This window comes from Mobilitalea sibirica (assembly GCF_015999265.1).
Classification (GTDB): Bacteria; Bacillota; Clostridia; order Lachnospirales; family Lachnospiraceae; genus Mobilitalea; species Mobilitalea sibirica.
This window is the reverse complement of sequence record NZ_JAEAGR010000007.1, coordinates 92,116-117,825: the sequence shown is the minus strand read 5'-3', so window position 1 is coordinate 117,825 and position 25,710 is coordinate 92,116. Positions and strand designations below refer to the sequence as shown.

At 37.1% G+C, this 25,710-nt stretch carries 21 protein-coding genes and 1 pseudogene; 21 read left to right on the top strand and 1 reads right to left on the bottom strand.

What is annotated here, in order from left to right; translation table 11 throughout:
- Positions 1–33 precede the first annotated feature (33 nt).
- The 11 genes and pseudogenes from I5677_RS08625 (at position 34) to cysK (ending at position 9,635) form a co-directional block, all read left to right on the top strand.
- Positions 34–1,281: a glycoside hydrolase family 10 protein gene (locus I5677_RS08625; RefSeq protein WP_197661177.1), complete on the top strand. Its 1,248-nt coding sequence runs from the start codon at positions 34–36 to the stop codon at positions 1,279–1,281.
- 560 nt (positions 1,282–1,841) lie between these two features.
- Complete coding sequence (gene rpiA, locus I5677_RS08620; RefSeq protein WP_197661176.1) at positions 1,842–2,516, top strand: ribose-5-phosphate isomerase RpiA; 675 nt, start codon at positions 1,842–1,844, stop codon at positions 2,514–2,516.
- A 71-nt stretch (positions 2,517–2,587) separates the two neighbouring features.
- On the top strand, positions 2,588–3,985 hold the full coding sequence (locus tag I5677_RS08615) for a Na+/H+ antiporter NhaC family protein (RefSeq protein ID WP_197661175.1): 1,398 nt from the start codon (positions 2,588–2,590) through the stop codon (positions 3,983–3,985).
- A 238-nt stretch (positions 3,986–4,223) separates the two neighbouring features.
- Entirely contained in the window at positions 4,224–4,355 is a 132-nt protein-coding gene (locus tag I5677_RS17345) for an LDCC motif putative metal-binding protein (protein ID WP_279380753.1), read from the top strand.
- 207 nt (positions 4,356–4,562) lie between these two features.
- Positions 4,563–5,564 carry a permease gene (locus I5677_RS08610; RefSeq protein ID WP_243456538.1) on the top strand — a complete coding sequence of 334 codons (1,002 nt, stop codon included), beginning with the start codon at positions 4,563–4,565 and terminating at the stop codon, positions 5,562–5,564.
- A gap of 187 nt (positions 5,565–5,751) precedes the next feature.
- The gene (locus I5677_RS08605) at positions 5,752–6,156 is read left to right on the top strand and encodes a thioredoxin family protein (RefSeq protein ID WP_197661174.1); all 405 of its coding nucleotides are present in this window, start codon (positions 5,752–5,754) and stop codon (positions 6,154–6,156) included.
- Between the two features lie 201 nt (positions 6,157–6,357).
- The gene (locus I5677_RS08600) at positions 6,358–6,783 is read left to right on the top strand and encodes an arsenate reductase ArsC (protein WP_197661173.1); all 426 of its coding nucleotides are present in this window, start codon (positions 6,358–6,360) and stop codon (positions 6,781–6,783) included.
- Positions 6,784–6,943: 160 nt separating this feature from the next.
- Complete coding sequence (locus tag I5677_RS08595; protein WP_330617882.1) at positions 6,944–7,126, top strand: DUF1048 domain-containing protein; 183 nt, start codon at positions 6,944–6,946, stop codon at positions 7,124–7,126.
- A gap of 30 nt (positions 7,127–7,156) precedes the next feature.
- Positions 7,157–7,300, top strand: a pseudogene (locus I5677_RS08590) (cysteine-rich KTR domain-containing protein); the annotation flags it as partial.
- Between the two features lie 162 nt (positions 7,301–7,462).
- Positions 7,463–8,494 (top strand): hypothetical protein, encoded by a 1,032-nt coding sequence (locus I5677_RS08585; protein ID WP_197661172.1) that lies wholly within the window; start codon positions 7,463–7,465, stop codon positions 8,492–8,494.
- 205 nt (positions 8,495–8,699) lie between these two features.
- Complete coding sequence (gene cysK / locus I5677_RS08580; protein ID WP_197661171.1) at positions 8,700–9,635, top strand: cysteine synthase A; 936 nt, start codon at positions 8,700–8,702, stop codon at positions 9,633–9,635.
- 177 nt (positions 9,636–9,812) lie between these two features.
- On the opposite strand, the gene I5677_RS08575 is transcribed toward cysK, so the two are convergent.
- Positions 9,813–11,234: a PQQ-dependent sugar dehydrogenase gene (locus tag I5677_RS08575; RefSeq protein WP_243456537.1), complete on the bottom strand. Its 1,422-nt coding sequence runs from the start codon at positions 11,232–11,234 to the stop codon at positions 9,813–9,815.
- 366 nt (positions 11,235–11,600) lie between these two features.
- Between I5677_RS08575 and I5677_RS08570 the strand changes: the two genes are divergently transcribed.
- From I5677_RS08570 to arsA, 10 genes are all read left to right on the top strand, one after another.
- Positions 11,601–12,173 (top strand): TetR/AcrR family transcriptional regulator, encoded by a 573-nt coding sequence (locus tag I5677_RS08570; protein WP_197661170.1) that lies wholly within the window; start codon positions 11,601–11,603, stop codon positions 12,171–12,173.
- A 2-nt stretch (positions 12,174–12,175) separates the two neighbouring features.
- A complete protein-coding gene (locus tag I5677_RS08565) occupies positions 12,176–13,663 on the top strand; it encodes a phytoene desaturase family protein (RefSeq protein ID WP_197661169.1) in 1,488 nt (495 codons plus the stop codon).
- Positions 13,664–14,004: 341 nt separating this feature from the next.
- Positions 14,005–18,150 (top strand): DEAD/DEAH box helicase, encoded by a 4,146-nt coding sequence (locus I5677_RS08560; protein ID WP_197661168.1) that lies wholly within the window; start codon positions 14,005–14,007, stop codon positions 18,148–18,150.
- A gap of 227 nt (positions 18,151–18,377) precedes the next feature.
- Positions 18,378–18,752, top strand: coding sequence for a hypothetical protein (locus I5677_RS08555; protein ID WP_197661167.1), 375 nt, complete (start codon positions 18,378–18,380; stop codon positions 18,750–18,752).
- A 396-nt stretch (positions 18,753–19,148) separates the two neighbouring features.
- Positions 19,149–19,472 (top strand): ArsR/SmtB family transcription factor, encoded by a 324-nt coding sequence (locus I5677_RS08550; RefSeq protein WP_197661166.1) that lies wholly within the window; start codon positions 19,149–19,151, stop codon positions 19,470–19,472.
- Positions 19,463–21,115, top strand: a complete 1,653-nt coding sequence (locus tag I5677_RS08545; protein WP_197661165.1) for an FAD-dependent oxidoreductase — start codon at positions 19,463–19,465, stop codon at positions 21,113–21,115. Before I5677_RS08550 ends, I5677_RS08545 begins: the two co-directional genes overlap by 10 nt.
- 229 nt (positions 21,116–21,344) lie before the next feature.
- Entirely contained in the window at positions 21,345–21,698 is a 354-nt protein-coding gene (locus I5677_RS08540; RefSeq protein WP_197661164.1) for an ArsR/SmtB family transcription factor, read from the top strand.
- A 34-nt stretch (positions 21,699–21,732) separates the two neighbouring features.
- Positions 21,733–22,788, top strand: a complete 1,056-nt coding sequence (gene arsB, locus I5677_RS08535) for an ACR3 family arsenite efflux transporter (RefSeq protein ID WP_197661163.1) — start codon at positions 21,733–21,735, stop codon at positions 22,786–22,788.
- A gap of 204 nt (positions 22,789–22,992) precedes the next feature.
- Positions 22,993–23,580 (top strand): arsenite efflux transporter metallochaperone ArsD, encoded by a 588-nt coding sequence (gene arsD / locus I5677_RS17340; protein ID WP_197661162.1) that lies wholly within the window; start codon positions 22,993–22,995, stop codon positions 23,578–23,580.
- A gap of 117 nt (positions 23,581–23,697) precedes the next feature.
- Entirely contained in the window at positions 23,698–25,431 is a 1,734-nt protein-coding gene (gene arsA, locus I5677_RS08525) for an arsenical pump-driving ATPase (protein ID WP_197661161.1), read from the top strand.
- The last annotated feature ends 279 nt before the right edge of the window (positions 25,432–25,710 follow it).

Below are 25,710 nucleotides of genomic sequence, written 5' to 3'. Positions count from 1 at the left end.
CAGCATCCTTTCATTACGAAGGAGTACAAACAGATGATAAATAAAAGAATGACAGGATATACTTGGATTAAATTGGCATGTATTATTTTTGCACTCTTTGGAGGATTATACCTTTCCAGTCATATAAGTAAAGCGGCAGAAGATGATAGGGAATTTAATGCAGTTTGGATTTCCTACTTAGAGTTTAATGACAGATTAAAGGATCCTTCTACCGGGGAGTTGGGATTTAGCGAAAAGCGTTTTCAGAATATTATTGATGAAATGTTTGATAATGTGGTTGAACTAAAAATGGATGCCGTTATTGTTCATGTTCGTCCATTTGGAGATGCTTTTTATCCTTCTGATTATTTCCCTTGGTCCAAATATATATCAGGGACACAGGGAAAGGATCCGGGATTTGATCCTCTAAAATACATGGTAAGTGCTGCCCATAAGAGAGATCTTGAATTTCATGCATGGCTTAATCCTTACCGAGTTACAAGTAACAGTACGGATTACAAAGCCTTAGCTAAGGATAATATGGCTAGAAGATGGCGTACAGATAAGTTAAAAACGAATGATAGAAGGGTGATTTCTTACAATGGTTCGCTCTATTATAACCCCTCGGATATCTGGGTTCAGTCATTAATTCGAAATGGTATTGAGGAAATCGTAACGAATTATGATGTAGATGGAATACATTTTGATGATTATTTTTATCCTACCTTAGGATCAAATTATAAAAAAAGCTTTGACCATATTGAATATAATGAATACGTTAAGTGGTGTAAGGAAAATGGAGTTAAGATAAAACCAATTGAACAGTGGCGCAGAGACAATGTAAATCGACTTGTGAAAAAATCCTATCAATTAATAAAAGGTATTGACAAATCGGTTGAGTTTGGTATCAGCCCGGGTGGATTTCTGGATTATCTATTAATGGATGATAGGTATTATACAGATATTAAGACGTGGATGTCAAAACCGGGTTATATTGATTATATTGCTCCTCAAATTTATTGGTCCTTCAATCATTCCAGATTCCCGTACGACGAGACATTAGATAGATGGTTAGAGTTGCGAAAGAATCAGAATGTAAAAGTATATGTTGGTATTGCAACCTATCGGGCAGGATCTGATTTGGAAACCGATTGGAAGAAGGACCCCTATTTATTAAAGAAACAGATTGAATATGGAAGAAACACCGGTAAGGTAGACGGTTACATGCATTTTAGATATGATTTCTTCTATAAGAAAGCGACACAAACCGGAGTAAAGCATATGTTAAAGATTATAAACTAATCAGAGATTATTTTATTGGTAACAGGTATTAACTTATTTTTAAGTATAGGAAGACTAAAGTACACCTCATGTAAAGAATGTATTTTACATGAGGTGTACTTTTTTGCATAAGAAAGAATGAAATAAATAAAACATAAAATATGAAAGTGATATGAGGGGAGAAATTAATCATAAGTATATTATGTAAACAAAAGGGCCTGATTGAATATAAAATTGTGTTAGGAAATGGATACCATATTTTGTATTGAAGGAACAATGGTTAATATTAATATACATAAAAATATTATGTTAACTTAAAAGTGATATGGTTATATTTGGGTGATTGTATATCTCCTTATTTCATCTTAGGTATATCTTTTATAGACCAGAGCTTACTTTCCCAGTGCCTATGCAATAATACGGTATGAAAAATAATACCATAAAACTATATACGAATTACAAATACTATTATATTCTTTTTACTATAGTTAATAATAGCTTATATAGCTTTTGATAGAAAGATTATCTATAATAAGTCAATAAAAATTTTAGAAAAACTTTGTTGTAAAGGAGATACTGAGATGGAACAGAAGAGAATGGCCGGTGTGAAAGCGACCGAATATATAAAAGATGGTATGATACTGGGACTTGGTACCGGTTCTACGGCGTATTATATGATTGAAAGAGTTGGAGAGATGGTTAAGAAGGGACTAAAGATTCAAGCGGTAGCCACTTCTGAGAGTACGACCCGGTTAGCTAATCAATTTATGATACCCTTAGTATCCATTGATGAGGTTAAGGAGATTGATCTCGTAATAGACGGTGTGGATGAGATTGATCCGGATTTTAATGCGATAAAGGGAGGCGGAGGTGCTTTATTTCGTGAAAAAATGGTAGCCAAAGTAGCCAAAGAAGTCATATGGATTATGGATTCCAGTAAGACAGTGGATGCACTTGGGGCATTTCCCCTGCCTGTTGAGATATTACCCTATGGCTATCAACATATTATGGCAAGACTGGAACGCTTACAGTATAATCCAAAGCTTCGTAGGAATAACAAGGAGATTTATATTACAGATAATCATAATTATATTGCCGATTTATGGATTGAAAAACCTTTAAAAGTGAAAGAAGTGGAAGAGAAATTAAAAAATATCACCGGAGTATTAGAAACCGGTTTGTTTTTAAACCTATGTGACAGAATTATCATCGGTAATGATACCGGAGTTAAAATTATAGAAAATACGAAGAAATAAAGTGAACCAAAGGCATAAATCCATCATCTTATGTAAAACTTAATAAAAAAAGATAAGGTGATGTGATTGATATGATATGGTTATCCTTAATACCGGCTGTTATAGCGATTCTATTTACTTTTAAAACAAAGAAACTAATCATTTCTTTATTTATCGGTGTATTAGTAGGTTCTTTTATTAAGAATGGATTTATTGATGGGTTAACATCCCTAGGTGAATATATGATGGGAGCAGTAGCCAGTAAGGATAGTGCTTATACCTTATCCTTTTTAGTTGCTTTTGGTTCCCTGGCGGACTTAATTGAGATGGCAGGAGGGATTGCCGGCTTTAGCGACAAAGTTAGTAAATGGGCTAAGAACGAAAAAAGTGTGTTAAGGTGGGCATGGCTCTTAAGTGCCATTACTTTTTTTGACGGCTCCTTTCATATGATAGCGGTCGGAACCGTACTTTCACCCATACTAAAGAAAGTGAAAGGTTCCAAGGAGAAGTTTGCATTTGTATTATCAGTAACCAGTCTTCAGCTTATCATTATTATACCGATAGCTACCGCTTATCTGGGTTATATGGTAACCTTGGTGACCAATAACATTAAATTACATGGGATAGAACAATCAGCCTATTCCCTTGTTGTCAAAAGTGTATTCTTTAACTTCTATTCTTGGGTTATGCTCCTCATTGCCCTTGCTGTAACCTTGTTTGGCTTAGGGTTTGGCAAATATAGAATGGGTAAGGCTACGAAGCCCCATGAGGAATTCACAAAGGCACATATGGAAAGAGAAGCACTGCTTAGCAAAGATTTAGAGGAATATCCAAAGAACAGCAAAAACCTTATTATTCCGGTTGCTGTTTTGCTTACCAGTACAATCTTCTTTTTTTGGTGGACAGGCAGAGAAAATGCCACCGGTTTTTTTAATGCTTTGGAAAATGCAGATTTCAGCAGATCTATATTTTCAGGTATCATGCTAACTCTTTTATTTACCACGATATTTTTCCTGTTTCAAAAAATCAGTTTGGCAGAGATTGAAACTCATATCGTTATGGGTGGTGAAAAGCTTTTATCCTTGGTTATTATTTTAATCTTAAGTTGGGCCCTGACTGCTGTTACACAGGAGCTGGGTTTTAATGAGCTTATCAGTGAGGATTTGGTAAAGAGTATACCAAGGTATTTAATCCCTTCTATATTATTTGTTATCAGTGGCTTAATTGCGTATTCCATAGGATCTTCTTGGGCAACCTGGGCTTTGATGATGCCCTTAGCGATTAATTTTGCAGCTAATTCAGGAGTAAGTCTGCCTCTGATGATAGGAACGGTTTGGGCTGGTGGTGCCGTGGCAGAAGTAATAGCCCCTTTGGCTGCTGAGATGACGGATATATCCTATGGGGATCATTTAACAACCTCGTTCCCTTATTTTGTAGGAGGTATTGTTATAACAACATTGTGCTATGTAATCGTTGGATTCTTTATATGAGAGTAGTAATATATAATGATTTTTACTTACGTCAGATTGTTCTATCTAAATTTTCAATACGCTCTTTGATAAAACTAACTCATATTGAAAGTTTATTTAGCTTCAGCTTGGTGTTAATTGTAAATACTTTTAAAGAATAACGATTCTCCATAAAACCTCCACATTACTATATTATAATTACCATGTAACTGGAAACAAAGTACGAAATTTGGGTACGATTCCGAAACGGAGGTTTATCATGAAATTATGGACGAAAATCAAGAAATCATTTAACAATTATCTGAATCATCTGGCAGAAGAGAATAAAAAAGCTTTTGGAGAAGGAAAGCTTGACTGTTGCTCCTTAAGTAAGCAGGAAAATAAGAAATAGATTAGCATATATGTGTTTCTAATATGAATGGAATAAATATAGAGACTTTAAACATGAAATATGGCCGGTATTCGTAAGCTCGAATATACCGGTCTATTTTTGTGCTTATTTTTGTTTATCCTATATTGACAAATATCAATCTATTACCTATACTGATAATAGATTGATGATTATCGATATGTTAGGACAAGAAAGGAATTGTTAAAGATGAAAGCAGTGTGGGATGTAATTCAAAATCAAATACTTGGGATGCAATGGTTGAATGATTTCGTAGGAAAGATTTTAATAGCACTGGGGCTAGATATGGAAACCAAGCTGGGTGACAGTATACAATTTTTTATCTATGATACAATTAAAATACTGATACTATTATCCGTATTAATCTTTGTTATTTCTTATATTCAAAGCTTTTTTCCTCCAGAAAGAACAAAGAAGATTATTGGCAGGTTTAAAGGGATAAAAGCCAATATTTTAAGTGCTTTACTGGGGACTGTTACTCCGTTTTGCAGCTGTTCCTCCATCCCTTTATTTATTGGTTTTACCAATGCCGGCTTACCGGTTGGTGTTACGTTTTCATTCCTAATCTCATCCCCTTTGGTAGATTTAGGGGCATTGGTGTTATTAATGAGTGTTTTTGGCCCTAAGATTGCATTTGCCTATGTTATCGTTGGACTAATTCTTGCAGTAATCGGTGGAACATTGATCGATAAACTGGGACTGGAAAAGTATGTTGTAAAATTTAATAGTAATAATAAAACATTAGACATCGAGGCGCCTTCGTTAAGCGTAAAAGAAAGAATGGTTTATGCCAGTGAACAGGTGAAATTCATTGTTAAGAAAGTCTTTATCTATATTTTAATTGGAGTAGGAATTGGTGCGGTCATTCATAACTGGATTCCGGAGGAGTTTATCCAAACTATTTTAGGAAATGATAATCCATTATCCGTTTTATTGGCAACCGTAGTGGGAGTACCGATGTACGCTGATATCTTTGGAACAATACCGATTGCAGAGGCTTTATATGCTAAGGGAGTTGGAGCAGGGACGATATTATCCTTTATGATGGGGGTAACAGCGTTAAGTCTGCCATCTATGATTTTATTAAAAAAGGTAGTAAAACCTAGATTGTTAGCGTATTTTATAGGAATTGTAACAATTGGTATTATTTTGATTGGCTATCTCTTTAATGCCCTAAATTTGTTTTTATAGTAAGAAGATAGTCCGTCAGGGTATTTAATAGACCAGCACGAAAAGAAATAAATTTTATATTATAGTTTGTTTATGAATTGAATTAACAATACAATTAAAAGTATGCTTGATATTTAAATATTTAAAGATGTGTGAAGATAATAATATTATTATAAAACAATTATCATTAAATAGGAGGAGGTTATTTATGGGATTTTTTAAAAAGACAAAAAAAGAAACCACGCCTTGCTGTTGTGGAAATAATGATGAGATGCTAACTCAGCAGGACATCAAGAATTGTGGCTGTAACAGTGGTGAAGAATTGAACGAATCAACAACTGAGGAGAATGTTCAGATTCAAAATACGGAGGAGTTAGTTATTAAAATACTTGGCTCCGGTTGCAAGAACTGTGTTACTCTGGCGGATAATGTTCATAAAGCTCTTGAAGAGATGAAATTAAATGCAACTGTTGTAAAAGTTACGGATTTAGCTGAGATTAGTGGATATGGTGTGATGACAACACCTGCCCTGGTCGTGAATGAAAAAGTTGTATCCTATGGTAAAGTCTTAAAGCCCAATGAAGTAATGAAACTTATGGAGAAGCTAGTATAGGAGTGTGCATTTGCTGTGAATAGAAGGACAGAGTGTATCTGGTATGAATTTCATATCCCATTAAAAGGCTATATAAAGATAAAGAAGCATAATGGACATATTATTGAATGAATGAGATGAATTAGCAGTGGTTGTTGCAATTGCCTTATTCGAAAAATTCACATACTCACTATAATTAATAGAAGAACAGGAGATGTTAAGATGGATAATAATAAGATTAAATTTAATAGTAAACCTAAAGTGGCTTTCATCTGTGTACACAATTCCTGCCGTAGTCAGATGGCAGAAGCCTTAGGAAAATTATACGCCGAAGATGTATTTGAGAGTTATTCTGCCGGTACTCATTTAAAAGACCATATTAACCCGGATGCAGTCAGATTGATGAAAAAGTTATATAATATTGATATGGAAAAAACACAGCGAAATAAACTGATCGAAGAAATACCAAGCCCGGATGTGGTAATTACGATGGGATGTAATGTCGATTGTCCTGTATTACCTTGTAAAATAAGAGAGGATTGGGGCCTTGAGGATCCTTCAGGCAAAAGTGATGAAGAGTTTATTAAGATAATTGAAACCATTGATAGAAAAATTAAGGAGTTAAGGGATAGATTGGCTCAAGGTTAGATAAGAATAATTATTTGCATACTAGGATAGAGGAAGGAGGTCCATTCGTCAATGGGAGCCTCCTTTTTCATATATAGAAATAATAAGCATTGAGCGGCGTTCATAATTATCATATTGGCTATTGACAAGGTATCTACTACGTGTTACTAAAGAGGTTAATATGAGTATACAAGATATCATCGAAGGCAAAAAAGAGTGGCGAGCACACGTGGTGCGTGTTAAAGCGTTACCGCAAGATTATCAGATTGTTTATAAGGAGATCCAAAAATATCTCTTTAAAGTCGGCCCTGTCCAGCTAACCGAAGGGACGGGACTGCTTTCAGGGATTGTTGATCTTTTTTGAAGAGGGCGCTGCCTTAAAAAAAGGTGCAATACGCGGGTTAAGGTACGTGATAATACAGTACTTGAAAACATTCCGTTGTTTTGTCCTAAATGTAAACAGGAAACCTTAATTAATGTAATACAAAGGAATATGTCAGTTATCAAAGAGCCAGACGCTAAGGTGCCGAGCCGATAACCGTGAATAAAATCACAGTTGTCGGCTTTTTTTATGATAAAACTCCATACTACATGATATGGACCTACCTAATTCTTATAGGAATTTGTTGTAAATGTTTACAGATATTGCTATAATTATATTGTTTTTTATGATCTCTACTAGTAACTTATGGAGGAAGCTATGAATCAGAAGCAAGACTATAACGAAATAAAAGAATTAAATGAAAGGCTGGATAACATAGATCTTAATTTTAACAACGATAATAATCACGAAGATTTTAAGACGAAATATACTTATTTTTTATTTACAGGATTGTTTATAGTGCTTATTGTAAGTATGGTTGCAGGTGAAGGGAATAGGCTTAACTCTATATTGCTCTTTAGCGCGTCCGTAGCTTTTTTCCTTCTTAATGTAATATCACCTTATAGAAAACATCTAAAAAACGGAACACTTAGAAGAAAATCTGTTATCCTTTATCTATGCATCACTACAGCAATTACAATATCCTTTTCAATCTCCGTATACTTAGTATATATATCAAATCGCTATAACTTAAGATATTCCTATTGGATTTGTTTGTTCGGATTTATAGTCTTGATTTTTCAACCGGCGATTGGCAGCCTTATAAACAATTTAAAACAAAAGAAATCAGAAGAAAAAAAAGTAACTACTTTGAAATCAATTGGATATATTATATTAATTGCTATTTTGCTTTATTATCAATATCCGAATTTTAAAGATTATATCTTTGTTCCTCAAAAGCAGATTTACCTAAAAACAATTCAAATGCCCAGAAAAATCACGATTTACCAATATAATAATAATAATGGCAAGAGGAAATTGGTAAACATGTTACATATCAGGAATGAGGAAATTATCAATAGGATTTTATCAGAACTTAGTGAAAAGACCTATACCAATATTTCAGCTACTGAAAGTTTTAATTTTGATAAAATGAAAGAATATAATGCTCCATATTATCAGATATCATTAAACTTTAATGTTCCATCGGATACAGAACAATGGTTTCCTAAAACAGTAAATGCGGATTTGGTTATTACCTCAAATCGTAATACGGCTATCGAAGTGAAGAAGTTTCATGAGGGATTACTCACATTTCGTCATTCTAAGAAAATATATCCGGTAATATTACCAGAGGATACCCTTGATTTGCTTGATTATACTATTTTATATGGCAACGATGCCAGATAAACTTTATAAGCCATTTCTGTATCTGGGGATAAATTTAATTATCTATAGGAAAGGAAAGTTATTCGTTAATTTCATATGCATATTTAGCGAATTCTTAAGACATAGTATCAGCCTATAGTAAACATAAAGCAAATGAAGGTTAAAGATTCATCTTTCATAATATATTGCATTAAGATGGCACTAAGCATAGCGAAGGAGTATAAATATGATTTTTAATAACGTGCTTGAGGCAATTGGAGATACACCAATGGTCCGTTTAAATCATTTGATTGATAAGGGCAGTGCACAGGTTTTGGTAAAATATGAAGGGCTTAATGTAGGAGGTTCTATAAAAACCAGAACAGCCCTTAATATGATAATAGAAGCGGAGAAAAAAGGAATTATACATAAGAATACGATTATTGTAGAGCCTACCAGCGGAAATCAAGGGATAGGTTTATCCTTAGTCGGAGCAGTCAGAGGATATCGTACCATAATCATCATGCCAGATTCTGTCAGTGAGGAGAGAAGAAAATTAGTAAAACATTATGGGGCTGAGGTAATATTAGTTCATGATGCTGGAAATATAGGAGAATGTATCGACGAGTGCTTAAATACTGCTCTAACAATGGCCAAAGAAAATCCCAATGTTTATGTTCCGCAGCAATTTGAGAATGAGGCAAATCCTATGGTTCACCGTCAATATACCGCTAAAGAAATTCTAAAGCAGGTAGAAGGTCCAATTCATGGGTTTTGTTCCGGTATAGGTACAGGCGGTACCATTACGGGAATTGGAGAAGTGTTAAAAGAACACAATCCGGATATTCTTATCTGGGCGGTTGAACCGGCGAATGCAGCAATTTTAGCCGGAGGATCTATAGGAACGCATATTCAGATGGGAATAGGGGATGGTCTCATACCTAAGATTTTAAATCAGAATATCTATGAGGATATCTGTATCGTTACGGATGAAGATGCAATTAATACAGCCAGGGATTTAGCAAGATATGAGGGACTAATGTGTGGTATTTCCAGTGGTACGAATGTGGCAGCAGCATTAAAAATGGCTAAAATACTGGGAAAAGGAAAAACAGTAGTAACGATACTGCCGGATACTGCTGAGAGGTATTTCTCAACACCCTTATTTGGTAATGATAATTAAGAAGGTATATTATTTTAATTAATATAAATAAAGAACAAGTAAATTGAACATATTGTAGCTTTTCCAAAGAAAATGTTCATGGAGTTTTCTAATCAATCATTTAGAAGACTCCATGAACTTATTTTTTATCCTTTAATTAGCATAGTCTATTGATGCAATTTATCTCATAGACAAAACTCATGAAAGATTATTAGAGGCAATGTGTTTTCTCGGATATTGATGATATACTCTCTCGGTTGTTCTGGTAATTCTCCAAATCACCCCGGTATTTGGTAAAAAGACATTGGGGGTTTCAACCGTATTAAGGCCCATATCTACGACATACATTGCACCGTCCGGTCCAAATACAACATCAGAAGGTCGATTAAGACCACCTTCTCTGGTTAAATAGGAAGGGAAGCCAGATTTATTGATTGCAAAGGTATTTACTTCACCGGTACTCATATCGATGCGGGATACTCTATGGCCTACACCGTGATATGATCCATCTATATCAAGAATTGTTCTTGGCCTCACACTTCCAAACTCGGCGATGTATACATCACCATATGGCCCAAAGTTAGTATTATAGTTAAAATCAAATCCGATGATCGTAGCGTTCGGAGGAAACATTGCAAAGGGTTTTGGTGGAATATTAGGATGACTTACTAATAAAAACTCCGGTTGAATTCCCCCTTCCGGAGTGAAAACAGATGCAGTAACGGGCTCACCGGCAGCATAATCCGGCCACCCATACCATAAGCCCGGTGTAACGAATTGAAACTCATCCGGAGCATTTGCTATCGGTCTGCTTCCCCTGACATCATAGCCGGTGTTTGCAACGAATAGCCTTTCTGCTTCATCGAATTTTAGATAGGAAGGACTTCGAAACCCCCATGCTACCAACTCAAGATCCGAACCATCGGGATTCGACCTTAGAATACCACCGGAGGCCCGGATATGACCTTTTCTTGTTTCAAAGGATAAGTTGGAAACGCTAAAAGGGGAAAATGCTCCGGTTAATGTTACATCTTCAACATTAGGCAGCAATATATTCGGGGTTTCAAAATTTTGCCCGTTTATCATAATATAGGAGCCTGGGTAATCATGAAAGAAAGGATGTTGATTTATCCAAAGGTTATCTATACCTACGACTCCGGAATTGGTTGCGGTTCCCTGTCCAAAATACATCTTTCCGTTAGGTCCGAAGGCCACCTTACTGTTACTGTAATCTCCGTAACTGGGCAATCCGGTTATGATATCACTACGGGTCCCATTAGGATAAATAATTGTAACGGTAGCTCGGTGAGCGACATAGATCTTATCTTCAAACTCGGTAATTCCAAGAAGAGGAACATGAAAACCATCTGCCAGTACTATAAATTCATTGTCAACATAGCGGTAAATAACCGGATTTCCAGTAATATAGCCTGTATCTGCGATTAGCAAATCTCCGGCGCTGGTAAATAATAAACCACTGGGTGTATTTAATCCTTGGGCAAACACTTCAATGGAATAACCCGGTGGAAGATAGATATCTTCCGGATTTAGATATCTGTTTTTCATTCCTTCTGCTAAATTATTACTATGGGTATTATCATTTTTATTCCTATGATACATAAAAAACTCCTTTACGTATCCATTACTATAATGTATTCCGTTAAGGACAATAAATATTATAAATTTTTATTATTACATATGTGTAACTAATATAGTGAGAATATCTTATGACTGTAAATTTATATTGACAAAAATACTCAGTTATGAAATAATATAACTAACGTTATATAACATATGTTATATATTCAATTATTAAGTATGGTATTTATGGAAGAATTGTTATAAAGACAGATACGAATGCTTAAAAAGTAACTTAAAGCAAATGATTGTATGATATGTTTAGATATTATATAAAATCAGATTAAGTTCTTAATTTATGCGAAGCTCTATAATAAGAATGAAAAAGAAAAAGATGGGAGGATTTTTATGCCACCAAAAGCGAAAGTTACGAAAGAAGATATTATTGAAGCCGCCTTTATAATAGCTAAGGAAAATGGGTTTTCTGCTATAACCGCCCGGACTCTGGCTAAGCATCTAGGCTGTTCAGTAGCACCGATTTATGTGAATTTTAAAACTATTGATGAATTGATGGATGCTGTGATCAAACGGGTATTTGCACTGTCAGAAGAACTTATGGCGGAGCAAAATGGTTCTGATGTATTTGAGAATATGGGGAAAGCCAGCATAGCTTTCGCTAGAAAATATCCGGTTTTACTTCGGGAACTGATTATGAAACCGAATCCATATATGGAAAACTATGATACAGTAGAGAATTATTTGCTTGAAACAATGGCAAAATCCGAAGAGATGAAGGATTGGACTTTGGAAGAAAGAAGAAGGTTACTTTTAAAGGTCAGGTGTTTCCAGATCGGTATGGAAGTTATGTTGGCGAACCGGATGATACCCTCTTGGTTTCAAGAGGATGATGCAGAAACTTTACTAATGGAAGTCGGAGAAGATCTGTTCCTTGGTCAAAATAGAAAATATAGGGAGGGTTAAATATGAAAAAAGTTATTATCATCGGCGGAGGGATAGCAGGACTTAGTGCGGGAATCTTCGCTCAGAAAAACGGATTTGACAGTATTATTTTAGAAAAACATCATACCGTCGGTGGAGAATGTACCGGATGGGATCGAAATGGTTATCATGTAGATGGTTGCATTCACTGGTTAGTCGGTACCAAAGAAGGAACCCCAATGCATAAACTTTGGACGAAGGTGGGAGCTCTTGATGGAGTTAAAGTATATCACCCTGAAACCTTCTTGAGTTTTGAACATAAGGAAGGTACGGTACATCTATACCGTGATTTAGAACGACTTAGGGAAAGCTGGTTAGCATTATCGCCTGAAGATAAAGCGGTTATAGAGGAATTTTATCAAGGCATCAAACAGTTACATAGTTTCGAAATGCCTACCGATAAGCCGATGGACATGATGACATTGAAAGAGAAGATTAAATTATTTAGCTCTATGAAAGCTGCCGGAACCATTATGAGTAAGTATGGTAAGATCAGTCTGATCCAATATGCCAATACATTTAGGCATCCGGCCCTAAGAGATACTTTGGCTACTTTTGTACCGGAAGGCTATAGTGCTTCCTCAATCTTCTTTGCCCTGGCATCGTTTACGAAAGGTGATGCCTCTATCCCATATGGAGGGTCTAAGGCAATGGCTATGAGGATGGCCATGCGATATCAAAGCCTTGGAGGACGAATAGAAACCTTAAGTGAGGTTACGCAATTAGAAAGTAATAAAAAATCGGTATCCGGAGTCATATGTAAGAACGGGAAATCTTTTAATGCAGATTATGTTATCGCAGCTTGTGATGCAAAAGTGTTATTCGAAAGGTTATTAAAAGGAAAACACCCTGATCCAAAGTTTGAGAAAAGATTTAATGATCCGATCAATTATCCGTTAGCCTCTAACATTTATATAGCATTGGGTTATGAGGGAGAATTAAAAGATTTACAAAGAAGTACTCGTTTTGCCATAAACCCAATTATAATTAATAACACACCGATTAAACATTTATTAGTAAATCATTATCAGTATGAGAAAGACTTTGCTCCTGAAGGCCATACGGTTATTACCTGTGCGATTAATCAGTACCATGATGATTATGACGCATGGAAAGCCTTGGCAAGTGATCCCAATGCATACCGCCTTGAAAAAGATAGGATTGGGAGAGAGGTTATAGGTGCGATAGAAGATCACTATCCTGATATGAAAGGAAAGATAAAATTACTGGATTTTGCGACCCCAATCACCTATGAACGATATTGTAATGCTTACAGGGGTGCATTTATGTCCTTCTTACCTACAATCAAAGGAAAAATGATGGCTCATACAGGACGCATCAAAGGACTTGATAATCTATATTTAAGCGGACAATGGCTCCAACCTCCTGGAGGGCTACCGGTTGCGGTAATGACCGGTAAAGATACGATTATGAGGATTTGTAAGAAGGAGAAGAAAGAATTTCATTCTTAAGAATTTTAGATAAATTTGATTTTGTAACTGATTTTTTTATATATGAGTAGTTGATGAGAGAAGAAGTAATTAATAGCTAATCATAGTCTAAATGGAGGATATGATTAATAAGGAAATATAAAACTACTTTAAAAAATATATAGAGTAAATTGGATAAACCTGGTATAATAAAATGCAGAAAGTTAAGTATTTATCTAATGTTCTCATTATTAATATGATACATTGATATGTTTTTAACAGGTGAATTGAGACATCAGTTCACTTGTTTTAATATTATAGTGTTCCTATAAATACCAATGGATTTATGAGACGTTTAATATGAAGTTAGGAGGAAGCTTTGAATGTCCACGAATGTACTAGAACTTTTCGATCAACTAACCGCCAGATGGTTCACCCAAGCACTGGGTTCTCCAACGCCGGTACAAGAAGTTGCTTGGCCTGCTATTGCCGTGGGTAAACACACCTTAGTATCTGCACCGACAGGAACCGGTAAGACACTGTCGGCTTTTTTGGTGTTCATCGATCAGTTAAAAGCACAGGCTCGGGCAGGCACCTTAAAGCAAGAGCTTCAATTGATTTATGTCTCACCCCTAAAATCCCTTGCCGGTGATATTAGGGAAAATCTTAGGAAACCTTTAAATGGGATTTTTGAAGAAGAAAGAAAGGACAGTGTTAATACAAAAAGTACACCCTTTGATTTAAATATAGCGATCCGTACCGGTGATACTCCCCAAAAGGATCGCAGGCGGATGATAAAAACGCCACCTCATATATTGATAACTACACCGGAATCCTTGTATCTGATGTTAACCAGCCTGTCAGGTCAGAAGATTCTCAATACGGCTAAGGCAATCATTATTGATGAACTTCATGCCATAATCGATTCCAAACGGGGAGCTCATCTGATGCTTTCCATTGCCCGGTTGGACAAGTTGTGTCCCCAGCCACTTCAACGGATCGGGCTTTCTGCCACGATTGAACCTCTGGAGAAAGCGGCGGAATACTTGTCACCGGAGAAGGTAACCATCGTAGCACCTAAGATGCACAAGAAGGTTGAACTGGCAGTTACAAGCATCTGGCCGGACCATTCTGTTGTTCATAGGGATTCTGTCTGGCATGAGTTGTCAAGGACTGTTTATGATCATTGTATGGGTGCGAACAGCGTCATAGCTTTCGTAGATGGACGGGCCTATGCTGAGAAATTAGCCTACTTTGTCAATCAACTGGGTGGAGATGGTTTTGCCAGAACCCATCATGGCAGCTTATCCAAAGAACAGCGTTATGAAGTGGAGGAAGCCCTTCGTAATGGTCAACTTCGTCTTCTATGTGCAACCTCTTCTATGGAGCTGGGAATTGATGTGGGGGATATCGACCAGGTGTTTCAGATTGGATGTCCCCGGTCTATATCAAGTACACTACAACGATTAGGACGGGCCGGACATAATCCGGGTCGTGTTAGTGTTATGCATATATTTCCGCGGTCTGCCTCGGAAGGACTTTATAGCGGTCTGACCGCAGAGGTAGTTAGAAACGGTGGAATAGAATATTGCCGTCCGCCTAAATTATGCCTGGATGTACTGGCGCAACACCTGGTTTCAATGGCTACGGGTGATGGCTATAGCCTGGAGGAAGTAATGGAGCTTTTACCCCGGGCATATCCTTTTAAGGATTTGACTTTGGAGGATGTCAGGGATGTCTTAAGTATGCTGGCCGGAGATTATGAACATGCGCAGGATGTTCCGGTTCGTCCAAGAATCTTATATGACCGCATCCATGACCGGGTGGAGGGAGATCCCTACAGCCGTATGTTAGCCATATCGGCAGCAGGTACAATTCCGGACATGGGCTTATATACGGTAAAAACGGAAAATGGAGTAAAGCTTGGTGAGCTGGATGAAGAGTACGTTTTTGAAGCCAAAATCGGTGATAAATTCATGCTGGGCTCTTTTGCTTGGAAGATATGTAGTATTCAGAAGGATTCGGTTATTGTAACACAAGCTAATAACATAGGTGCAAGACCTCCTTTCTGGAAAGGGGAAAAGAAGGGAAGAGCGTTACAGACTGGTATTGCCTTTGGTAAGATACTTCGAAGACTTGGGAATGCCCATGAGACAGATTCTCTTTTGCAGGTACTATGTGAACTGGGTCTGGATGAAATCTCTGCGGTCAATGCACAGGGATTTTTACAGAGACAGTTAGATGTTACCGGAGTATTGCCCGATGATCGAACTATAATAGTAGAACATTATCGTGATGAGACAGGAAACCATCAGATGATGGTGCATTCTGTGTTTGGAAGACAGGTAAATGAACCTCTGGCTATCCTTACCCATGTGGAGGCAAAACGTCGTCTGAACACCAATGTCAGTTTCTTTGATGATGATGACGGCTTTCTTCTATTTCCCTATGGGGAGTCCCCATTACCGGAGGGGTTATTGCAAACCATAGCTCCGGAAAAGGCAAAGCCTGTGTTAGAAGCATTGCTGCCTGCGACTCCGACTTTTAATATGACCTTTCGCTATAATACAGCAAGGGCACTGATGATGGGTGTAAGAAAGGCAGGACGACAGCCCTTATGGGTACAGCGGCTTCGCAGTGCACAGATGCTGGATACCTTAGTTACCTATAAAAATCATCCGCTTATTAGGGAAACTAGGCGGGAATGTCTGGAGGATTATTGGGACTTAGCCGGAGTGGAATATGTATTAAACGGAATAAGATCAGGAGCAATCACGGTATGTGAAATGCATCTTGAGAAACCTTCACCCATGTCGTTACCACTCAGGCAGCAGACAGAAGCTACCATGATGTATGATTATACGCCGACACCTTCCAGCATTCACTATGCAGCTGAGGAGGCGCTTAAACAGACACAGATGATTGCCCCATCTCCGGAACAGCTGGCTTTAGTCTCTGAACGAACCCATCTTCCCGAGGATGAGAAACAATTACACTCACTATTAATGATAGAAGGGGATTTAATTGCAGGAGAACTGGAGGTTCCAATTGACTGGTTAGAAAACCTGGCGCATAAGGAGCAAGTCAAATATATTGAACCCGGATTATGGATTGCGGCAGAGCATGAAAAAGAGTATGAAGCTGCGTTTGTTCAGGAAGATCTGGAAGCTAGAAAGCATATCGTTCGTCGTATGTTGCGATATCGTGGCGCACAGACACCGGAACAGGTAGGAGAACGTTATTTATGGACAGATGGTAGGGTAAAGGAGATACTCACTGCTCTTAATCAGCAGGAGAGTATCGTTGAATACGACGGACTTTACTATCATGCCAAGCTATACAACCGGGCAAGACTGGAAACCATAAAAAATCGTCGTAGTCAGATAAAAACCCTTCCATCTGAGCGTTACGCCGCGCTTATGACAAGCCGTGTACGTATCATAGCACCGGTTAATGAACAGCTGGAAAAATCCATGAAGCTATTATGTGATCAAGCATTTTCACCGGATATGTGGGAGAATATCTTACTGCCTGCGCGGGTAAAGGGTTATCGGTCAGAGTTAATAGACACCTTTCTTTCCCAGGGGAATTTGTTTTGGAAGATCACACCGGATTCGGGAATAAGTTTTCATCGGTATGATGACATCGATTGGGATTCGGATCTTTCAGAGGTGGCAGATACTTTGGAGGAAAATGAAAAAATTATATATGAGGCTTTGCTAAAACGGGGCGCCAGCTTTATGCAGAGACTTTCCGGTCTTTTAGAAGGGGTATCTCCCTATGATACTCTGCTTAATCTTGCTGAAAAAGGTTTGGTATACGCAGACAGCTTTGTACCTGTTCGCCAATGGATGAACCGGGATAAATTAAATAAAGGTACCGCAAAGCAAAGAGTGATGGCAAGGACAAAGGTGTTGACCTCCGGACGTTGGGAAATTGCCCGTCCGCTTCTTAAACCAACCGCTGAAGAGCAGCTGGAGCGTTTGTTTGACCGGGTAGTTATCTTATGTCGTGAGACCATACAGGGTCTTTCTTGGGGGAGAGCCTTGGAGATACTGCGTATCTGGGAATATACCGGAAGGGTAAGAAGGGGATATTTTATCGAAGGATTATCGGGAGTTCAGTTTATTCGTGATAAGGACTTTGCTGGTACGATGGCATTCCTTGAGAATCCTCCAAAGGATATTATTTGGTTAAATGCTGTTGATCCGGTACAGCCTTGGGGAAAAAGCCTTCTTCATATGCAGGACAGATCATTTATCAGTGTAGCAGGAACCGCAGTCGCCTTATGTTCCGGAGCGCCTGTTGCAGTGTTAGAACGTCAGGGTAAAGTACTTCGGTTGTTTGATACATCCTCCTTATCGGAGGTAATGCGTAATTTTGCCGATGATTACAATAGACGACGTATCTTTCCGACTCAAAACCGAATTACAATAAAGGAATACCCTATTGAAGCGGCTGAAGCACTCGCCGGCGCCGGTTTTAAACGGGAGATGCAGGATTATGTGTTATATCGGGGAATTATATAAGATTGTCAACTGTATTATAATGATATTCATCGAAGATATCTATGCATTATAAATAGGTGTGCAGATATATAGAAATAAAAAGATACTAATAATTAATCTTCTGTTGTTGACCTGCTACTTATGATATCTTACGGTAAGAAAACTAAAAAATAATTGAAGTATTAGATTAAGTATATTTAAAATTTAACGATAGATGAAATGATTTCATAACTGAAAGGGGAAAACATATGATAGCAGTATTAGGAGCTTCGATTTTTGGTATCGCAACCATTATTTATATTCTTTTAGCCTTAGGACTTCCCTTAGGCGAATTTGCATGGGGTGGTAAATACAAGGTATTACCAACGAATTTTAGAATCATTTGTGCTGTATCGGTGGTTGTTCAATTATTTGCAATCATGATTATACTGCAAACAGGAGGTATTATACCTTTAGTATTCACTAAGAAAGTAACAACTATGATTTGTTTTTTCTTTGCAGCTTATTTATCACTTAACTCTATTATGAATGCGCTGTCGAATAGTAAGAAAGAAAGATATATCGTTACGCCTCTTTCTGTTACATCTGCCATATGCTTTTGGATTACGGCTCTTCAGGTATAAGAAGCGTAGTAATACTAATTCATAGTAACATTCTTATGGGGACATATCCCTATAGGAATGTTACTTTATTTATGTTTCGCTTTATTTGATTACCCATGTATTAATTTTTAATAATAATAAAATAATATATTGACATTTATCTATATGATGGTTATTATAAACATATAGATAATGTTCTATATAGATGATGTTCTATGTGAGTGAAATCACATATGACAAAATCATATTGATAACATGGATTCTCTTACCATAAATATTATTATGAAAATATTTACAAAAACATGATATTGTTAGAACTAAATTGATCTTAAAATATGAAAACGGATAATATTATGACTCTACCGTCAGTATTAAGTAAGAAATTTAATATATTTTCATTAACGGGAGGTGAATAAAGTGGAAACTGAGATTAAGTTTGTACCGATTTTTAAAGCTTTGGCAGACGAAACAAGACTAAAAATTGTGGAAATGCTATCCTGTGGGGAATTATGTGCCTGTGATATATTAGAATCATTTCAAATCACACAACCTACCTTATCCTATCATTTAAAAATATTAACTGACAGCGGAATTATTAATGGGCGAAAAGAAGGCTCATGGATAAGATATAGCATTAATGAAGAGATTGTTACAAGTGTAAATGAATATTGGACAAATATTACAACAGATCATAAAGACTGTATTTGTCATAATCGCAAGGAGGTAGGAATATGCGAATAGTTATCATTGGAGCAGTAGCAGCCGGTACATCCGCTGCGGCGAAGGCCAGAAGAAATAATGAGGAAGCAGAAATTCTTATTTATGAAAAGGATCGTTTTATTTCCTATTCCGGATGTGGAATGCCCTATTATATAGGGAATGAAGTAGGCAGTGTAGAGGAACTTACCCCACGGGATCCGGGATTTTTTAAAAGCAAATATAATGTGGATATACTAACTTTACATGAGGTATTATCGATTGACCCGGAAAACAAATCCCTAGAGGTTAAGAATTTAACATCCGGTGATGTGTTAACAGATCATTATGATAAATTAGTAATTGCAACAGGGGCCTCAGCGGTCTTACCTCCCATTAAAGGTGTGGACGAGAAGCATGTTTTCACCTTAAGAAACATTAATGATATGATTAAAATTAAGAATTATATGAATGATAACCAACCGAAAACTGCTGCGATTATTGGTACCGGTTTTATTGGGTTGGAGGTATGTGAAAATCTAAAGGGTCTTGGTATGGAGATTACATTAGTAGAGAGACTTCCTCAGGTTACACCGGGACTTGATGGTGATATGGCAATTTATGTTGAGGACCATCTTAAGAAAAATGGCATTACCGTATTAACAGGCATATCCGCTAATGAAATAACCAAAAGTCAGGTCATATTGTCTGACGGTAGTAAAATCAAAGCAGACTTGGTACTTCTATCAACGGGGGTTCGGCCTAATATTGAACTGGCAAAACAGGCTGGAATTCAACTTGGTGTAACCGGTGCAATTCAAGTTAATGAACAAATGCAGACGAACATAAAGGATATCTATGCATGCGGAGACTGTATCCAACAATTTCATGTCGTAACCGGCAACCCTATCTATCGTCCGATGGGCTCCACTGCCAATAAAACAGGAAGAATTGCAGGTGATAATATGACCGGAGGAGATCTAACCTATAGAGGCAGTCTGGGAACCGGTATTTTTAAAATCTTTGATATGACAGTGGCCCAGACAGGATTATCCGAGAGGGAAGCAAGAGAGCTAGGTTATGAGGTTACTGTCTGTCATAATATTAAGCCGAATAAACCTGAGTATTTAGGTGGTAAAGAACTGGTAATCAAAGGAATAGCAGATAAGGTTAGCGGAAGATTATTGGGGGTACAAATTGTGGGATATGAAGGTGTCGATAAACGAATCGATGTATTTATAACTGCCATTACTTTCAAAGCCAAAGTAGAAGATCTGTTTCATCTGGATCTAGCCTATGCACCTCCATTTTCAACAACGAAGGACCCTGTTATGTATACGGGTATGATACTGGATAATGCTATTAACAAAGGCAGGAAGCTGATAACAGCAGGAGAACTGGATCAATTGATTAAGTCAGGAGAGAATTATGTTCTTGTAGATGCAAGGGCTACGGCGCAGTATGAAAAGGCTCATGTCCCCACGGCTAAGAATATACCTCATGGGAAGCTTAGGGATTCTATTACGCAATTGAATCAGGATACGGTTGCAGTTACTTATTGTAATAAGGGTGTTACAGGTAATGCAGCACAAAATATCTTAATGAATAAAGGCTTTAAGGAGGTTTATAATCTGTCCGGAGGTCATAAACATTACAGTAGAACTAATATGAATAATAATGAGCAGTAGACCTATAATTAATATCAATTAGAAGAAAACTCCTACTGATATAAGATTATGTAGCAAGCTGATCTCAGTGAAAGTACAATTTTCAACGTAATTAAAATGTAACCAAAGGAACTATCCGTCATATTATATGCATATATGCTCATATAAAGTTATATAAGGATAAGTTCTTAGGAAAGGAGTCTCTTGAAAGGTTATCAATAGGACTACTGGCAGAAAGGTGGTGTCACAGGTGATTGATATTTTTAAAGCACTGTCAGAGGAAAGCAGGTTAAGAATTTTAGCCTTGCTTATGGATAGGGAGCTATGTGTCTGTGAGATCGAGGCCAGCTTAAATATGTCACAATCCAATGCATCCCGACAATTAGCAATACTTAAAAATAGTGACATCTTAGATGTTAATAAAAAAGCACAATGGGCATATTACAAAATAAGTGAGGATTTTATACAAAAACATCGGGAACTATATCAGTATTTACGTGTAAGGTTAAAAGAAATACCAACCTATCATAAAGACATAGATGAATGTGAAAAATGTTGTAAGCAGAATTTATGTTCCAACATAAGAAATGAAAATGAATTATAATGAATATAAAAATATTATACTAGGAGAGAATGAGATGAGTAATGAAAAATCAAACACAATAGGTTTCTTTTCAAAATATTTAACCCTATGGGTTGCAATCTGTATGATTGTTGGGGTATTGATTGGTAAGTTTCTACCTTTTATACCGGAGTTTTTTGATCGATTTGAATATGCCGAGGTATCCATACCTACGGCGATCTTAATATGGGTTATGATTTATCCGATGATGATGAAGGTAGACTTCCAAAGCATTAAGAATGTCGGTAAAAGCCCTAAGGGATTATATATTACCTGGGTTACAAATTGGCTGATTAAACCTTTTACTATGTACGGAATAGCATCACTATTTTTCTATATTATTTTTAAAGGCCTAATTCCTGCAGATCTTGCGAAAGATTATTTGGCCGGAGCAGTATTACTGGGTGCTGCCCCTTGTACAGCCATGGTATTCGTATGGAGTCAGTTGACCAAGGGGAATCCTGCTTATACTGTAGTTCAGGTAGCTACCAATGATTTAATTATTTTGATAGCATTTATTCCTATCGTTAAGTTTTTACTTGGTGTCAGCGATGTACCGGTTCCTTGGGATACATTAATTATATCCGTTGTACTATTTGTAGTAATCCCGTTAACTGCGGGTATATTAACAAGAATATTGATGACCAGAAGCAAAGGGTTAGAATATTTTGAAAATTCGTTTTTGCCCAAATTTGATAACATTACAACCATTGGATTGCTTTTAATGTTAATACTGTTATTCTCCTTCCAAGGTGAAGTAATATTGGGGAATCCTCTTCATATTATCCTAATAGCGATACCGTTAATTATCCAAACCGTCCTCATCTTCTTTGTCGCCTATATACCGGCAAAGCTACTTAAGTTAAATCACGGTATAGCAGCACCGGCAGGGATGATCGGAGCTTCTAATTTCTTTGAACTGGCGGTTGCCGTTGCTATTGCATTATTTGGCATGGAATCTCCCGTGGCCCTGGCTACCACGGTGGGTGTGTTAGTAGAGGTACCTGTCATGCTAATGCTTGTGAAGTTTGCTAACAATACGAGACACTGGTTTCCGAAAGCAGAACACTAGAATTTATAAAAATTCATTATAATACCTATATTAATGCCAATAACACTAAGGATTAAATAAAATGACATAAAATTAATATATCTTAAAATGTCACGATAGAAACTGGTAATATATTTCATAACAAAAAGCAGCAAATATGTATATAAACAAAAACCAAATAACACAAATAATACAGAAATAAGATATGTTAGGAGAGCGTTTAAAATGAAAAAAATGCAGATATTTGAACCGGCAATGTGTTGCTCCACGGGATTATGCGGTGTAGGTGTGGATCCGGAACTCTTAAGAATATCAACTGTTCTCAATACGATGGAAAAAAACGGTGTAAAAGTGGATCGTTTTAATTTGTCAAATTCGCCTCAGGAGTTTGTTACCAATAAGGTAGTTAATGATTTTATTAAAATCGAAGGGGTGGAGGCATTACCGATAACTGTTTTAGGTGAGGAGATTGTAATCAGCGGAAGATATCCAAGGAATGAAGAATTTATTGAATTGTTAAATATACCTATGAGTTATGTTGGAGAACAATCAAGGGAAGAAAAAGCAGCTGCAAGTGACGGTGTAGAAGGTTGTTGTACAGAAGATAATTGCTGTACGGAGGGTGATTGCTGTTCAGATAATAGCAGTAGCGCAGATGATAACTGCTGTACAGAGGGTGATTGCTGTTCGGATAATAGCAGTAGCGCCGTAGATAACTGCTGTGTAGAGGATGATTGCTGTTCGGATAATAGCAGTAGCACAGAAGATAACTGTTGTTCAGATGATAGTTGTTGTTCCGGAGGTTGTTGCTAGAAAATTATTAATAACATTATCAGCCTTTTAACGGTGAAATAAAATAAAACAGTGGAATATTAAATCGAATGATATAGCATGCTCTACGAAGGTTTTTTTAGAAAGGAATGTTAAATAGTGACAGAATTTAATCCACAGAAAATAGAATTAACGAAATATCTCTTTTATACCGGAAAAGGTGGTGTTGGTAAGACTTCAACAGCCTGCGCCACCGCTGTTACACTGGCGGATCATGGGAAAAAGGTATTGTTAATAAGTACCGACCCGGCTTCGAATCTGCAGGATGTCTTCGATATGGAGCTTACGAATAAAGGAACACCCATCAAAGAGGTTCCGAATCTGGTGGTGGCCAATTTAGATCCAATTGAGGCTGCGGCTGAGTATCGGGAAAGTGTGATAGCCCCCTATAGAGGATTATTACCTGAGGCTGTACTTAACAATATGGAGGAGCAATTATCCGGATCCTGTACCGTTGAAATCGCAGCTTTTAATGAATTTTCTAAGTTTATTACGGATAAAGCTATTCAAAAGGATTATGATCATATTATTTTTGATACCGCGCCTACCGGTCATACTCTTAGAATGTTACAGTTACCTTCTGCCTGGAGTAATTTTATCAGTGAAAATACCCATGGAGCCTCCTGCTTAGGACAGCTTTCAGGACTTGAAGATAAAAAAGAAATATATAAAAATGCGGTAAAAACCTTATCCGATTCCACGCTTACTACATTGGTATTAGTTTCAAGACCCGAAGAAACACCGCTTAAAGAAGCTATGAGAGCATCGAAGGAGCTTTCGGATATCGGAGTTAAGAACCAAGTAATGCTATTAAATGGTGTATTATCTTCCTATGACGATAAGATCTCGGAAAGCCTTTATAAGAAACAACAAAAAGCGATTCGTACGATGCCTGAGGGTCTGAAGGATATCGTTATATATGTTGTTCCTCTAAGAGCCTATAACATAACCGGATTAGAAAATGTTAGAGCACTACTAACAAAGGATACCTATGATATACAAACAGAAACGCTTCATACCTCATCCATTCCCGAATTAAAGAATGTAATTAACGATCTTTTAGTAACTGAGAAAAAAGTAATATTTACGATGGGTAAGGGAGGAGTCGGTAAAACAACCATAGCAGCTTCTATTGCGTTGGGCCTGGCAAAACAGGGTAAAAAGGTACATCTTACTACAACAGATCCGGCTGCCCACTTAAAATACGTTGTTGATGAAACCACCAGTATTACTATGAGTCATATTGATGAAAAAAAGGAGCTTAGAAAGTACCAGGAGGAGATTCTTTCCAAGGCCAGAGAAACCATGTCTGAGGAGGACTTAGCTTATATAGAGGAAGATTTAAAGTCACCCTGTACACAGGAGATAGCTGTTTTCAGAGCCTTTGCTGAGGTGGTAGAAAGGGCAGAGGACCAGATTGTTGTCATCGATACTGCCCCTACCGGTCATACACTTTTATTACTGGATTCCACCCAGAGTTATCATAAAGAGGTAGAAAGAACGCAAGGGGTTATACCGGAAGCAGTCAGAAAGCTACTTCCAAGACTTCGTAATCCAAAGGAAACAGAAGTAATTATTGTCAGTCTAGCTGAGGCAACACCTGTATATGAGGCAATGCGTCTGGAGGAAGACTTAAAACGTGCACAGATAGCAGTAAAATGGTGGATTATCAATGCCTCCTTTTATCAAAGCAAAACCACCAATCAGCTGTTAGCTGCTAAAGCAAGAAATGAGATAACATGGATTAACAAAGTGGATACCCATACCAAAGGTAATTTTGCTGTGATTCCATGGAGTGCAGAAGATATTAAAGCGGATAGTTTATTAAAATAACCTAGGGTTTCATCTTAAAACTAAGCAAAAATATATGTGAGGTTAAAAAACTGCATTGAAAAGCTAGCGATTAGATAACAAAGGGAGTTTGAAGCAATAATAATACGTTATCAGGATTCGTTTAATATTCAAGTTAATAAAAAAAGAAGATATATAATAGCTACCTGTATTCATTTTACATTAAAATGAAATATATGGTAGCTATTTTTATGCAATCGATGTTATAATAATGAATGGAAAAGGTTAACAGTTAATATCTTTGCAATTCTTCAGTAGGTA

Coding starts and splice junctions, on each gene's coding strand:
- I5677_RS08625 (WP_197661177.1), top strand. CDS start 34: ATGATAAATAAAAGAATGACAGGATATACTTGGATTAAATTGGCATGT.
- rpiA (WP_197661176.1), top strand. CDS start 1,842: ATGGAACAGAAGAGAATGGCCGGTGTGAAAGCGACCGAATATATAAAA.
- I5677_RS08615 (WP_197661175.1), top strand. CDS start 2,588: ATGATATGGTTATCCTTAATACCGGCTGTTATAGCGATTCTATTTACT.
- I5677_RS17345 (WP_279380753.1), top strand. CDS start 4,224: ATGAAATTATGGACGAAAATCAAGAAATCATTTAACAATTATCTGAAT.
- I5677_RS08610 (WP_243456538.1), top strand. CDS start 4,563: ATGAAAGCAGTGTGGGATGTAATTCAAAATCAAATACTTGGGATGCAA.
- I5677_RS08605 (WP_197661174.1), top strand. CDS start 5,752: ATGGGATTTTTTAAAAAGACAAAAAAAGAAACCACGCCTTGCTGTTGT.
- I5677_RS08600 (WP_197661173.1), top strand. CDS start 6,358: ATGGATAATAATAAGATTAAATTTAATAGTAAACCTAAAGTGGCTTTC.
- I5677_RS08595 (WP_330617882.1), top strand. CDS start 6,944: ATGAGTATACAAGATATCATCGAAGGCAAAAAAGAGTGGCGAGCACAC.
- I5677_RS08585 (WP_197661172.1), top strand. CDS start 7,463: ATGAATCAGAAGCAAGACTATAACGAAATAAAAGAATTAAATGAAAGG.
- cysK (WP_197661171.1), top strand. CDS start 8,700: ATGATTTTTAATAACGTGCTTGAGGCAATTGGAGATACACCAATGGTC.
- I5677_RS08575 (WP_243456537.1), bottom strand. CDS start 11,234: ATGTATCATAGGAATAAAAATGATAATACCCATAGTAATAATTTAGCA.
- I5677_RS08570 (WP_197661170.1), top strand. CDS start 11,601: ATGCCACCAAAAGCGAAAGTTACGAAAGAAGATATTATTGAAGCCGCC.
- I5677_RS08565 (WP_197661169.1), top strand. CDS start 12,176: ATGAAAAAAGTTATTATCATCGGCGGAGGGATAGCAGGACTTAGTGCG.
- I5677_RS08560 (WP_197661168.1), top strand. CDS start 14,005: ATGTCCACGAATGTACTAGAACTTTTCGATCAACTAACCGCCAGATGG.
- I5677_RS08555 (WP_197661167.1), top strand. CDS start 18,378: ATGATAGCAGTATTAGGAGCTTCGATTTTTGGTATCGCAACCATTATT.
- I5677_RS08545 (WP_197661165.1), top strand. CDS start 19,463: ATGCGAATAGTTATCATTGGAGCAGTAGCAGCCGGTACATCCGCTGCG.
- arsB (WP_197661163.1), top strand. CDS start 21,733: ATGAGTAATGAAAAATCAAACACAATAGGTTTCTTTTCAAAATATTTA.
- arsD (WP_197661162.1), top strand. CDS start 22,993: ATGAAAAAAATGCAGATATTTGAACCGGCAATGTGTTGCTCCACGGGA.